The organism is Streptomyces polygonati (assembly GCF_042650325.1).
GTDB lineage: Bacteria > Actinomycetota > Actinomycetes > Streptomycetales > Streptomycetaceae > Actinacidiphila > Actinacidiphila polygonati.
Genome location: NZ_JBHSBB010000007.1, coordinates 59,100 through 71,098, shown reverse-complemented (window position 1 = coordinate 71,098; position 11,999 = coordinate 59,100). Strand labels below are relative to the sequence as shown.

Annotated in this window: 11 protein-coding genes; 1 reads left to right on the top strand and 10 read right to left on the bottom strand. The window is 72.7% G+C overall.

Going from position 1 to position 11,999, the window contains the following annotated elements; translation table 11 throughout:
* Window positions 1-45: 45 nt before the first annotated feature.
* The 9 genes from ACFO3J_RS06690 to ACFO3J_RS06650 form a co-directional block, all read right to left on the bottom strand.
* Window positions 46-894 (bottom strand): glycosyltransferase family 2 protein, encoded by an 849-nt coding sequence (locus tag ACFO3J_RS06690; protein WP_386427082.1) that lies wholly within the window; start codon window positions 892-894, stop codon window positions 46-48.
* Window positions 891-2,015 carry a hypothetical protein gene (locus ACFO3J_RS06685; protein WP_386427080.1) on the bottom strand — a complete coding sequence of 375 codons (1,125 nt, stop codon included), beginning with the start codon at window positions 2,013-2,015 and terminating at the stop codon, window positions 891-893. The genes ACFO3J_RS06690 and ACFO3J_RS06685 overlap by 4 nt, the downstream gene beginning before the upstream one ends.
* A gap of 10 nt (window positions 2,016-2,025) precedes the next feature.
* Window positions 2,026-3,651, bottom strand: a complete 1,626-nt coding sequence (locus ACFO3J_RS06680) for an oligosaccharide flippase family protein (protein WP_386427078.1) — start codon at window positions 3,649-3,651, stop codon at window positions 2,026-2,028.
* 45 nt (window positions 3,652-3,696) lie between these two features.
* On the bottom strand, window positions 3,697-4,551 hold the full coding sequence (locus ACFO3J_RS06675) for a chain length determinant protein (RefSeq protein ID WP_386427076.1): 855 nt from the start codon (window positions 4,549-4,551) through the stop codon (window positions 3,697-3,699).
* Window positions 4,538-5,692: a non-hydrolyzing UDP-N-acetylglucosamine 2-epimerase gene (gene wecB / locus ACFO3J_RS06670; protein WP_386427074.1), complete on the bottom strand. Its 1,155-nt coding sequence runs from the start codon at window positions 5,690-5,692 to the stop codon at window positions 4,538-4,540. Before wecB ends, ACFO3J_RS06675 begins: the two co-directional genes overlap by 14 nt.
* Window positions 5,693-5,765: 73 nt before the next feature.
* Window positions 5,766-7,022, bottom strand: a complete 1,257-nt coding sequence (locus tag ACFO3J_RS06665; RefSeq protein ID WP_386427072.1) for a nucleotide sugar dehydrogenase — start codon at window positions 7,020-7,022, stop codon at window positions 5,766-5,768.
* Window positions 7,022-7,789, bottom strand: a complete 768-nt coding sequence (locus ACFO3J_RS06660) for a WecB/TagA/CpsF family glycosyltransferase (protein WP_386427070.1) — start codon at window positions 7,787-7,789, stop codon at window positions 7,022-7,024. Before ACFO3J_RS06660 ends, ACFO3J_RS06665 begins: the two co-directional genes overlap by 1 nt.
* Window positions 7,786-9,036, bottom strand: a complete 1,251-nt coding sequence (locus tag ACFO3J_RS06655) for a hypothetical protein (protein ID WP_386427068.1) — start codon at window positions 9,034-9,036, stop codon at window positions 7,786-7,788. The genes ACFO3J_RS06660 and ACFO3J_RS06655 overlap by 4 nt, the downstream gene beginning before the upstream one ends.
* Before the next feature lie 534 nt (window positions 9,037-9,570).
* On the bottom strand, window positions 9,571-10,170 hold the full coding sequence (locus ACFO3J_RS06650) for an acyltransferase (RefSeq protein WP_386427066.1): 600 nt from the start codon (window positions 10,168-10,170) through the stop codon (window positions 9,571-9,573).
* A 283-nt stretch (window positions 10,171-10,453) separates the two neighbouring features.
* On the opposite strand from ACFO3J_RS06650, the gene rfbC reads away from it, so the two are divergent.
* Entirely contained in the window at window positions 10,454-11,071 is a 618-nt protein-coding gene (gene rfbC / locus ACFO3J_RS06645) for a dTDP-4-dehydrorhamnose 3,5-epimerase (RefSeq protein WP_386427064.1), read from the top strand.
* Here rfbC and rfbA read toward each other — a convergent pair.
* Entirely contained in the window at window positions 11,037-11,951 is a 915-nt protein-coding gene (rfbA, locus tag ACFO3J_RS06640) for a glucose-1-phosphate thymidylyltransferase RfbA (RefSeq protein WP_386427062.1), read from the bottom strand. The two genes, rfbC and rfbA, sit on opposite strands and share 35 nt — an antisense overlap.
* Window positions 11,952-11,999: the final 48 nt, after the last annotated feature.

The following is an 11,999-nucleotide window of genomic DNA, read 5'->3' as shown; positions in this document are numbered from 1 at the left end:
GGGGATACGCGCATGCGACGGTCGGCGTAGACCTGGCGGACCCGGCTACCACCGGGTGTAGAAACTCGCGGGGTTGACGAGATAGCGGACGGTGGGGTGCGGCAGGTGCCGTACCCGGTGGCGGCGGGCGTAGCGGTGGATCAGCTCCCAGTCCTCCCGGGGCATCACCTCGGGTGTGCGGCGCAGCCGGCTGAAGCGCAGGGTGCGGTCGCGCCGGGCGACGAAGGCGTTGGTGTCCAGGAACGACTCGCGGGCGGCCCGCCGGGGGTCGTAGGGCACCGAGAGGATGTCGTGCTCGCTGCCGTCGGGCAGCACCCGGCGCAGCGCGGTGTAGACGCCGTCCGGCCCGCCGGGGGCGCGCAGCGCGTCGAGGGCGCGGGCCAGGTGGTCGGTCTCCCACAGGTTGTCGTCGTCGAGGAAGGCGACATAGGTGGAGCGGCTCAGCCGGATGCCGATATTGCGGACGACGCCGGCGGTGCCGATGTTGGCGGCCAGCGACACCGCGAACAGCCGCGGGTCGTCGGTCAGTTCGGGCAGCCCGGCGCCGTCGTCCACCACGACGACCACCTGGTCGGTGACGGTCTGGGCCAGGGCGGAGGCGACCGCGGCGCGCAGCGCCTCGGGGCGGCGGTGGGTCGCGATCACGGTGGCGACCAGGGCGGTCGGCGGCTGCGCGAGGGTGGCGGCCAGCCGCCGGACCTCGGCGTCCTCCCGGCGGCGCAGCCGCAGCGCGGTGGGCGCGAGCAGCAGCTTGTTCTTCGCCTCGAAGAGCACCAGCCAGCCGAAGGCGCCCTTCAGCAGCGTCCAGGGGGCGCGGGCGAGGCGGCGCAGCGCGGCCGCTCCCCCGGGCCGGGCGCGGGCCCCCGCGTCGGTCCCGGTCCCGGCGCCGTTCACCGGTCCGCCTGCGGGGTGACGATCCGGCCGTCCGACATACGGTTGTTGCTCCATTCGTTGCCCGCTCCGGCCGGGTCCCAGGCGGTCACCGCGCCGTAACCCCCGGAGTTCGGGTGGAACTTGGTGGAGAAGACGTTGTTGCTGACCTTGATCCCGCTGGAGCCCTTGCCGCCGGCGTAGAGGGCGTAGGCGCCGCCGGCCAGCAGATTGCCGTCGACGGTCACGTTCTTCACCGCGCCGGTGTCGGCGAACAGTCCGATGCTGCCGGACGCGCCCTGGTCCACCGGGGTGTTGTTGAGCAGGGTGTTGTGCCGGATGATCAGCTCGCCGGTGTTGCCGCCGTCGGAGATCACCGGGTCGGTGTGCTGCCATTCGCCGCCCTGGTTGCGGAAGGGCGTGATGTCGTGCACGAAGTTGTCGTGCAGATTGCCCTGGCCCATGGACAGCGAGTTGCCGAACACCGAGATGTCGCACCAGCCGACCTCGATGGAGCTGGTGCCCATGTTGGACACGCCGTAGTCCACGCCGCCGTTGTCCGGCCCCTTGCCGGGTACGGCGGTGATGGCGGTGTGCAGCACCCGCAGCCCGCTGAAGCCCGACCGCAGATTGATGCCCCACCAGTTGTCGGAGGTGATCCGGCTGTCGATGACGGTGACGTTGTTGGCGTAGATGTCCAGCGAGCCGGTGATGTCCCAGCGGCTGATGACCGTGCCGTCGGTCTTCACCGTCAGCGCGCCCGTCTGGTGCGGCTTCATGGACAGCCGCGGGCCGGTGGTACTGGCGTCGGGGAAGCCGCTGGTGACGGCCGCCGCGGCGGTGGTCGTCCCGGTGCTCGGCTTGGCGCCGGGCGCGGCCTTGGGGCGCTCCGTCGCCTTGGCGGTGGTGGGCGGGTCGCGGTGCAGGCCGGGGGCGTTGGTGCCGCCGAGGGCGGGGGGCTCGGTGGTGGGGGCGGGCGCGGTGGAGTCGGGCGGGTCGGCCTGGCCGGGGGCGCAGGTCAGCGCGGTGACCGGGCAGCCGCTGCTGGTCGGGGCGCCTTCGTGGGAGCGGCTGGCGAGCACCACCGAGAGCAGTACCGCTAACACCACGCCCGCCACGACGAACGGAAGTCTTCTGCTGAACATGAGAGCCTGCCTAGGGAGTCTTGGGAGGCGGCGCCGAGCCGCGCAGGAAGGCGCGGCTCGGCAGTACGCACACCGCGTACATCGCCAGGGCCACCGCGCCGATGGCGAAGACGGCGGCGCGGCCGTCGCCGTACCGCCGCTCCAGGGAGAGGATCGTGACGGTCATCACCGCACCGCCGAGGAAGGGCCACGCGCAGGCCCGGGCGATCCAGCGCAGGCCGATGCCGCCGCCGCGCAGGGCCAGCAGGAAGAAGGGGACGACGAGGCCGGCGGCCACCAGGCAGTGGCCCTGGGAGACGCCGACGATGCCGTGGGTGCGGGCCGCGACGATCAGCACCGGGATCAGCGCGACGAGCCACAGGCCCTGCACCCCGATGAGCGAGCGGCGCCGGCCCAGCGCGACCAGGCAGTCGTAGGCGAGTTCGCAGCCGATACGGATCAGGCCGAGGCCCATCAGCCAGGGCAGCGCCTTGGCGGCCGGCACCCACTCGTCGCCGTAGATCAGGTCGACCACCGGCCGGGACAGCCCGGCCAGCAGCACACAGATGGGTACGGTGCCGGTGATCACCACGCCGAGGGCGCGGCTGAATCCGCGGGCCAGGCCCTGCGCCGAGTCGGCCAGCCGGGAGAACCCGGCGAAGGAGACCCGGCGGGCGGCCTCGGAGATGATCCGGACCGGCCAGCTGGAGATGTTGAACGCCAGGACGTAGAAGCCGAGTTCGACCTTGCCGAGGGTCGAGCCGACGACGAGGGTGTCGACGTTGACCACGCCGAGCGCGAGCAGGCTGGCGCCGGCCAGCGGCAGTCCGAATCGCAGCAGCGCCCTGGCCTGCCGGGTGTCCCAGCCGAATCTCAGGGTGCCGGGGGCGGCCAGGCAGAAGCCGAGCAGGGCCGCGACATTGCCGACCACCGCGCCCCAGGCGAAGCTCATGGCGCCCATGCCCTGGAAGGCCAGCAGCAGCGTCACCGCGGTGCTGAGCACGAAGTTGAGGGCGTCGATGACCATGCGCCGGCCCTGGGCGAACTCCCGGGTGAGGAAGCCGGCCGGCACCTGGGCGATGCCGTCGAGGACGACGCACAGGCACATCACCCGCAGCACGCCGGTCGCCTCCGGCGATCCCAGCGAGTGGGCGACCGCCGGGGCGGCGGCGAAGATCGCCACGTACAGGGCGCCGCTGGACAGGGCGCTGAGGGTGAGCACGGTGGGCGCGAAGCGGCGCGGGTCGCCGTCCCAGCGGACGATGGCCAGGCCCACGCCGAGTTCGTTGGCGGACAGCAGCACCAGCAGCACGGTCTGGGCGATGCCGTAGACGCCCCAGGCGGCCGGGCCGAGGGCGAAGCGGGCCAGGATGATGCCGGTGGCGAAGTTGCCGAGCCGCATCACCATGGTGTTGATCAGGCTCCACCGGGCGGCCGAGCGCACCCGGCGGCCCAGCGGGGCGGCCGGGAGGTCCGGTTCGGCCGCGGCCGGCTCGGGCGCCGGTACCGCGAGCGGTGGCAGCGGTTCGGGGTCGCGGACCGCCCAGGAGGGGATCCGGCGGCTCCGGCGCGTCGCCTCGGGCGCGGCCGGGGTGGAAGGGGCGTTGACGGCGGCGGCGTCGTTCGCCGCGGTGTCCGTTGCGCGCGCCCTGTTCATGGGACGACTCCTTGCCGAGCGGCTCGTCGAATGCGGGTCAACGGGTCACACGAAGCGGTGTGCGTCGCTCTCGCTCGTCCCGGGCACGGCCGGGACGTCCCCGGTCCCGGCCGCTGCCTCGTCCGGGTAGGCGGCGGGCGGGAGGGCTCCGCCGGCGTCGGCGGACCCGCCCTCCTTCGACCAGCGGGGAGCGGTACGGGCCGGGCCGGCCGCGACGCGGTCGGCCGCCTCCTCCTCGCCGCCGGCCGGGGAGGGCCGGGCCTCGGACGCCGCCGACCGGTGCGCCGCCCGCCGCCCGGCGGGCCTGCGGCGCCGGGCCTCGACGTAGAAGGTGGCCACCATGCTGATCACCAGTCCGGCCAGGGCGGCCAGCACCAGGTACTCCAGCCGGGTCTTGGTCTGGGCGACCGGATTCTGCGGCGGGACGATCGTCGTCATCCGGATCATCGCCCGCTCCGTCACCGACTGCTGCGCCTGGAACTGCTCCAGCCGCTTCTTGGCGTAGTCGGTGAGCAGCTGGTCGGACTTCAGCACGGCGGCCTGGTCGGTGCCGGTGACGGTCAGCCACATCAGCGGGCCCTGCGCGTTGTCGGCGATCTTCGCCGCCGAGGTGCCGGTGGCGCCCTGGTGGCGCAGATCCTTCAGGGAGGCGTCGGAGTTGAGGTTGCGGGCCAGGCTGTCGGCCATGCCGGTCAGCGAGGTCTGCGTGCTCAGGAAGGGGTTGCCGTCGAAGGCGACGGTGGCCTTCTGCGAGTTGAGCAGCATCACGGTGCTCTGCGACTGGTACGAGATCGGCACCGTCACGTAGGCGCCGACGGTGAGCACCGCGGTGAGCAGCAGACCGGGCAGCAGCACGTACCAGCGCCTGCCCATGACCCGGCAGATCTCAGCGAGATCCATGGTTGATGTTCCCCCTCGCGGCCCCGTGTTGCGTGGTCGAGAGCATATCGGTGGGTCTGGGCCGGGTCCGGGCGGTGCCTCCTTCCAGCAGCACGTCCGCGATGCGCTCGCTGGCCCTGCCGTCCCACAGTTCGGGCCGGCGGGCGGCCGGCGGCCGGGCCAGCACCGCGGCGGTGGTGGCGACGATACGGGCCGGGTCGCGGCCCGCCAGGACATTGGTGCCCTGCTCGACGGTGATCGGCCGCTCGGTGTTGTCCCGCAGCGTCACACAGGGCACGCCGAGGGCGGTGGTCTCCTCCTGCACTCCCCCGGAGTCGGTCAGCACCACCCGGGCGGAGTCCTGCAGGGCGATGAAGTCCAGATAGCCGGCCGGCGGCACCAGCCGGACGCCGCCGGGCACGCCGAGTTCGGCGAGCCGGCCGGCCGCCCTCGGGTGCACGGGCAGCAGCAGCGGGCAGTCCGCGGCGATCTCGCCGAGTGCCTTGAGCAGCCCGGCCAGCACCGCCGGATCGTCCACGTTGGCGGGCCGGTGCAGCGTCACCAGGCCGTATTCCTTGGGGGTGAGCCCGTAGCGGTCCAGTACGTCGGACCGCCGGGCCCGGTCCAGATTGGCCAGCAGGGTGTCGATCATGACGTTGCCGACCACGTGGATCTGGTCGTCGCGGTAGCCCTCGGCCCGCAGGTTGTCGGCGGCGTCGGGCGAGGGGGCCAGCAGATAGTCGCTCACCCGGTCGGTGGCTACCCGGTTGACCTCCTCGGGCATCGACCAGTCGCGGCTGCGCAGGCCGGCCTCGACGTGCGCGAGCAGCGGTCCCGCCTTGGCGGTCACCAGGGCGCAGGCCAGCGTGGAGTTGATGTCGCCGACGACCACCACGGCGTCCGGGGCGACCTCCTGGAGCAGCGGTTCGAAGGCGGTCATCACCCGCCCGGTCTGCTCGGCGTGGCTGCCGGAGCCGACGCCCAGGAAGCGGTCGGGCGGGCGGATGCCGAGGTCGCGGAAGAAGACCTCGTTCATCGAGTCGTCGTAGTGCTGTCCGGTGTGGACCAGGACGACCTCGGCGCCGCGGCGCTCCAGGGCGTCCATCACCGGCTTGATCTTCATGTAGTTGGGGCGGGCCCCGGCCACACAGATGACGCTCATCGGGCTGCTCCCGGCGTTCGGCGGGTGCTGGACAGGCTCGGGGTGCTGGGCGGGATTCGTGGACGGCATCGGGTCAGAGCACCTCGATCGTGGGTCCGGACAGCCGGCGGCGGCAGTCGAGGACGTGGGAGGCGTGCTCGGTCACCAGGTCGTAGTCGAAGGCGTCGTGGTCGGTGAGCAGCACCACCACGTCGGCGGCGGCCAGTTCCTGCTGGGTCAGCTCGACCCGGACCAGCCGGGGGTCGACGGTGGCGGTCTCCACCACGTGCGGGTCGGCGGCCCTGACCTCGGCGCCCATGTCCAGCAGCAGTTGGGACACGCGCAGCGAGGGCGACTCGCGGGCGTCGCCGGTGTTCTTCTTGTAGGCCAGGCCCAGCAGCAGCACCCGGGAGCCGTTGACCGAGCGGCGGCGGGTGTTGAAGGCGTCCATCACCCGGCGGGTCACATAGTCGGGCATGTGGCCGTTGATGTCGTTGGCGAGTTCCACGAAGCGGAAGTTCTGGCCGAGTTCGCGCTGCACCCGCCAGGACAGGTAGGAGGGGTCGATCGGCAGGCAGTGGCCGCCGACGCCCGGTCCCGGGGTGAACTTCATGAAGCCGAAGGGCTTGCTGGAGGCGGCGTCGATGGCCTGCCAGACGTCGATGTCCAGATGCCGGGCGAACATCGCTATCTCGTTGACCAGCGCGATGTTGACGTGCCGGAAGGTGTTCTCCAGCAGTTTGGCCAGCTCGGCCTCCTTGGGCGAGCCGACCGGCACGGTGGTGTCGACCAGTTCGCCGTAGAAGGCCTGGACGGCCTTCAGCGAGGCGGTGTCCACGCCGGAGACGATCTTCGGGGTCTCCTTGAAGCCCCACACCGGGTTGCCCGGGTCGATCCGCTCCGGGCTGTAGCCGAGGTGGAAGTCGGCGCCGGCCGCGAGTCCCGAGCCGTCCTCCAGCAGCGGCGCGAACAGCTCCTGGGTGGTGCCGGGGTAGGTGGTCGACTCCAGGACGACGGTGGCGCCCGGCCGCAGATAGCGGGCCAGGGTGCGCGCGGACTCCTCGATGTAGCGCAGGTCCGGCACCCCGTCGGTCAGCGGGGTCGGGACGGTCACCACGGCGATGTCGAAGCCGCCGCAGTCCCGGGCCGAGTCGCTGGCGCGGTAGCTGCCGTTGTCGGTGGCGGCGACGATCCGCTCGGAGGAGACGTCCTCCACGAAGGACACCCCGGCGGCCAGGCTCTTGACCCGGGCGGTGTCCACGTCGTACCCGATGACCTCGTGCCCGACCTCCGCGGCGCGGATCGCCAGCGGCAGTCCTACGTATCCCTGTCCGACGACGACGACTCGCATCAAAGACTCCTGTTCGCAGAACCGGCCGCGGGCGTGCGGCGGATGAGTTCCCTGGCCGTCATCAGCAGGAAGGCCGCGTTGGTGGTGAGATAGCGCCGGGCGAGGCGGCGCGGTTCCTGGAGCAGGCGGTAGAGCCATTCCAGGCCGAGCCGCTGCCAGCCCCGGGGGGCCCGCTTGGTGACTCCGGCGAGGATGTCGAAGGAGCCGCCGACACCGTGCACGACATGGACGCCGGTGCGCTTGCCGTAGGCGGCGGTGAAGATCTCCTTCTTCGGCGAGGTCATCCCGAGGAAGAGCAGGTCGGCGCCGCTGTCCTGGACGGCGTCGGCGATCGCCTCCTGCTCGGAGTCCTCGAAGTAGCCGTTGCGGTGGCCGGCCACGCGCAGCTCGGGGAAGCGCGCCCGGACCTGGGCGATCATCAGTTCCAGCACATCCTGGCGGGCGCCGAGGAAGTACACCCCGAGCCCCTTGGGCCCGGCCTCGGCCAGCAGCCGCATGAACAAGTCGATGCCGGCCACCCGTTCGGGCAGCGGGGACCGCAGGATCCGGCTCGCCCAGACCACGGCCTGGCCGTCGGCCACCACGAGGTCGCAGCCGGAGACGGCCGCGGCCAGCCGGGGGTCGCGCCGCATGGTGACCAGCTTGGCGGCGTTGACCACGCCGACCTCCAGCTGGCGGTGGTCGCGGACCGCCTCCAGGCAGCGCCCGACCGTCTCGTCCATGGTCAGCGCGTCGATCTCGACGCCGAAGAGCGTACGGCGGGTCATCCCTGCTCCCCCGCGACCACACGCGGACCAGGACCGGCCTGGCCGGCCGGGGTCCCAGCGGGCGCCCGATCGGCCGCCAGCCAGGCGTAGAGCATCCAGCCGAACTCGTACGGGCGGCACTCGCGGTCGATCGCGGTGGGCCGGTAGATCCGGTCGAGCGGGGCGATCCTGGCCCGGCGCACCGCCCGGGTGGTCAGGCCGCGGGCGGCGCGGACCGCCTTCTTGGGGTCGCCGCGGTAGACCTTGCGCCAGGTGATGGCCAGGTCGTCCTGGATGACCGGTTCGGGGCCTGCCGCCGGGGCCGTCCCGGCGGCGGAGACGGTGGTCAGCTCGGCGGGGCCGGCCATCCAGCTCAGGCCCAGCCGTATCGCCTGCCGGAAGTCGGTGCCGCCGGCGTCCGCGAGGTCGAACAGCGCGGTGGGCGCCATCGCGTGCTGGTGCACGCTGTAGACGGGGTAGCCCTCGATGAGTCCTCCGGTGCGGGCGTCGTAGTGCCACCACCACTGGCCGGCCTCGCCCTGGAGGTCGCAGATGCGCGCCGCGCACGCGTCGGCGGCGGCCAGGGCGAGCGGGTCGCCGCCGCCGGCGTGGGTGCGGGCCAGTGCCTGGAGCGGGTAGGTCTGGTCGGCGAAGCAGCTGACGTGCGCGCGGTACCAGGGCACCAGCCCGGGCCCGGTGGCGTGCGGGAAGAGCGGGCTGTCGCCGATCCGGGCCCGCAGCAGCCGGTCGCGGGCGGCGGTGATCCGCCGCTCCACGTCCGCGCTGTCCCGGGCGGCGGCGAGCGCCGACAGCACCCAGGCGGCCTCGACGGTGTAGCGGGGCCCCTTGCCTGCGTCCAGCACGGCGACCCGGTCCAGGGCGTCGGCGAGTTCGGGGTGCCCGGTCTCGGCGGCGGCCCAGGCGATCAGCGCGGCGTCCCCGAGGTTGGTCACCCCCGGCAGCCGCTGGACCAGCAGCCCGGTGAACTCCTGCGCGCTGTGGCCGCCGAGCACCGCCCGCTGCCGGTCCTCGGGCAGCAGGCGGGCGCCGAGCGCGGTGATGGCGGCGTAGCGGGTGCTCTCGCCGCGGCCCTCCAGCGTCCAGCCGCCGCCCGGCGCGGGCCGGGCGGCCCGGGTGAACACGAAGGAGTCCCGGTCGGGCAGGTACATCGCGGGCAGTCCGGCCTCCGCGAGCGCCAGCAGCCGCCCGGCGAGCCGGTGCAGCGGTGGATCCTCGCTGCCCAGGGCCTGCGAACGTGTCGTGGTCATCGTCCCCTCACAATGATCATGGGCATGCCATGCCCGCGGGTGTCCTCACTTCGCACGCGTACACCGGAGATGCGGTGCCCACGCCCGGCAGGGAACACCGGCCCGGCGGTGTTCGGCACACCCGCCGGGACCGTTTCGGTCCGGCACCCCAGCCCCCCTGGTCGCTGTGTCGATCGGCCCGGTGGCGGTCCCTCACCGCCCCCGGGGTTCCGGCTTCCGGCCGGACGCAGGCGCGGGCACCGCCGACTGACGGCCCCTCGGCGTTCCCGCCGCGGGCCCCCGGCCGGCGCTGCCGTCACCGATCGCTCCAACCCCCCACTGAACGCGGACCGTTACGTGGAACGGCCGCGTCAGCCCGCACCGTGGAACACGATATGCCTACGGATATGCGCTGATTGACGTTTTGCGGAAACCTGCCGCCATCCGTTCACACGGTGTTCCGGCTCGGCGGCGTCCGGCGCCCGCCGGTGCCCCGCGGGCCCCTTCGGCCCCTCGAAGCGCCGTTCAGCGCCGCTCAACGGTGTTCAGCGCCGCTCAGCGCCTTTCGGTGAGCACGCCGTCCTTCTCGTCGTGCAGCGCGCCGGTCCGCGGGCACCGCCACACCCCCGGCTCGGCGGCGAGTTCGGCCAGCCGCACCCCGGCCCGGCCCACCCAGCCGATCCGCCGGGCCGGCACCCCGGCGACCAGCGCGAAGTCCGGGACGTCCCGGGTGACCACCGCCCCGGCCGCGACCAGTGCCCAGCGGCCCACCGAGACCGGGGCCACGCACACCGAACGGGCCCCCAGCGAGGCGCCCTCGGCCACCCGGACCGCGACCGCCTCCCAGTCCCCGCCGCGCTTCAGCTTCCCCTCCGGGTCCACCGAGCGCGGGGAGTAGTCATTGGTGAGGACCGCCGCCGGTCCGACGAAGACCCCGTCGGCCAACTCGGCCGGCTCGTAGACCAGTGCGTAGTTCTGCAGTTTGACGTTGTCGCCGATCTTCACGCCCGGGCCCACGTACGCGCCGCGGCCGATGACGCAGCCGGCGCCGAGTTCGGCCTTCTCCCGGATCTGCGCCAAGTCCCAGATGGTGGTGCCCTCGCCGATCCGCGCGGTCTCGTCGACCTGCGCGGTGGGCTGTGTCCTGACCGTCATGGCCGACCTTCCCCCCAGCGGGCTCTTCCCCAAGAGCCCTTCCCCTGATGCGGCTCCCAGGTGCGGAGCCGTGCAGGCAGAGCATAGGGGCTGGCCGGGCGGTAGGTGGCGAACGGGCCGGACCGCGTCCCGGGACGCCGCCGGGAGGTGACAATGGGACGCCGCCGGAGGGGCCGCCCGCGCGGACCGGCGACACGCACGCACCGAGCGGACAGCCGGCGCGGACAGCCGGCGCCGACGGCCGCGGCAGACAGCCACAGCAGACACGAGGACGTGACACCGCATGAGACAGCTCGGCATCCCGGGGGCCTGGGTGCAGGAACCGAAGATCTTCACCGACCGGCGCGGCGGCTTCCACGAGTGGTTCCGCGAGGCCGAGTTCGCCGCCGCGACCGGCCGCGATCTGCGGCTGGCGCAGGCCAACTGCTCGGTGTCGGTACGCGGGACGCTGCGCGGCGTCCACTTCGCGGACGTACCGCCGGGCCAGGCGAAGTACGTCAGCTGCGTGAGCGGCGCGGTGCTGGACGTCGTGGTGGATCTACGGGTCGGATCACCGGAGTTCGGCCGGTGGGAGGCGGTGCGGCTGGACGACCGCGACCACGCCTCGGTCTTCCTGTCCGAGGGGCTCGGCCACGCCTTCATGGCGCTGACCGAGCAGGCGACGGTGGTCTACCTCTGCTCGGAGGGCTACGCGCCGGCCCGCGAGCACGGTGTGCATCCGCTGGACCCCGCGCTGGGCATCGAATGGCCGGCCGGCCTGGAGCCGCTGCTGTCGGCCAAGGACGCCGAGGCGCCCACCCTGGCCGAGGCACGTGAGCGCGGGCTGCTGCCGTCCTACGCCGACTGCCTGGCCCACGAGGAGCAGCTCAGGAAGAACTCCAGCGCCCGGTACGGTGGTTGAAGCCGGTGTCGTCGCCCCGCTGCGCCAGGATCTCGGTCAGGTAGTCGCCGTAGCCGCTCTTGCGCAGCGGCTCGGCGAGGGCCAGCAGCTGCTCGTCGCCGATGAAGCCGGCCAGCCAGGCGGCCTCCTCGACGCAGCCGATCTTGAAGCCCTGCCGCTCCTCGACCACTCGGACGTACTCCGAGGCCTGCACCAGGGACTGGAAGGTGCCGGTGTCCAGCCATACGGTGCCGCGGTCCAGTACGGACACGGTGAGCCGGCCGCGTTCCAGATACTCCTGGTTGACGTGGGATATCTCCAGTTCGCCGCGGGCGCTGGGGGTCAGCTTCCGGGCGACGGCGACCACCTCGCTGTCGTAGAAGTACAGGCCGGGCACGGCGTAGCGGGACCGGGGCCTGGCCGGCTTCTCCTCGATGGACAGCACGGTCCCGTCCGCGTCGAACTCGACCACGCCGTAGTCAGCGGGGTTGGCGACCGCGTGCGCGAAGACCACACCGCCGACCGGATCGCGGTAGCCGCGCAACTGCCGCCCGAGTCCGTCGCCGTGGAAGATGTTGTCGCCGAGGATCAGGGCGACCGGTTCCCCGCCGATGAAGCGCTCGCCGATGACGAACGCCTCGGCGATGCCGGCCGGCCGGTCCTGGACCGCGAACTCGAAGCGGAGCCCCCACTGGGACCCGTCGCCGAGCAGCCGCTCGAACTGCGGCCGGTCCTCGGGGGTGGTGATGATCAGGATGTCCTGGATGCCCGCCATCACCAGGGTCGTCAACGGGTAGTAGATCATCGGCTTGTCGAAGACCGGCATCAGCTGTTTGGAGACGGCCTTGGTGATCGGCCACAGTCGAGACCCGGTACCGCCCGCGAGCACAATCCCACGCATGCCGGTGATGATAGCCACCGTCCCGGTTTCGCATACCTGCTTTCCCCG

Bases quoted from the DNA above. Each gene is read 5' to 3' on its own strand.
- ACFO3J_RS06685 (WP_386427080.1), bottom strand. From the start codon at position 2,015: ATGTTCAGCAGAAGACTTCCGTTCGTCGTGGCGGGCGTGGTGTTAGCG.
- ACFO3J_RS06680 (WP_386427078.1), bottom strand. From the start codon at position 3,651: ATGAACAGGGCGCGCGCAACGGACACCGCGGCGAACGACGCCGCCGCC.
- ACFO3J_RS06675 (WP_386427076.1), bottom strand. From the start codon at position 4,551: ATGGATCTCGCTGAGATCTGCCGGGTCATGGGCAGGCGCTGGTACGTG.
- wecB (WP_386427074.1), bottom strand. From the start codon at position 5,692: ATGAGCGTCATCTGTGTGGCCGGGGCCCGCCCCAACTACATGAAGATC.
- ACFO3J_RS06665 (WP_386427072.1), bottom strand. From the start codon at position 7,022: ATGCGAGTCGTCGTCGTCGGACAGGGATACGTAGGACTGCCGCTGGCG.
- ACFO3J_RS06660 (WP_386427070.1), bottom strand. From the start codon at position 7,789: ATGACCCGCCGTACGCTCTTCGGCGTCGAGATCGACGCGCTGACCATG.
- ACFO3J_RS06655 (WP_386427068.1), bottom strand. From the start codon at position 9,036: ATGACCACGACACGTTCGCAGGCCCTGGGCAGCGAGGATCCACCGCTG.
- ACFO3J_RS06650 (WP_386427066.1), bottom strand. From the start codon at position 10,170: ATGACGGTCAGGACACAGCCCACCGCGCAGGTCGACGAGACCGCGCGG.
- rfbC (WP_386427064.1), top strand. From the start codon at position 10,454: ATGAGACAGCTCGGCATCCCGGGGGCCTGGGTGCAGGAACCGAAGATC.
- rfbA (WP_386427062.1), bottom strand. From the start codon at position 11,951: ATGCGTGGGATTGTGCTCGCGGGCGGTACCGGGTCTCGACTGTGGCCG.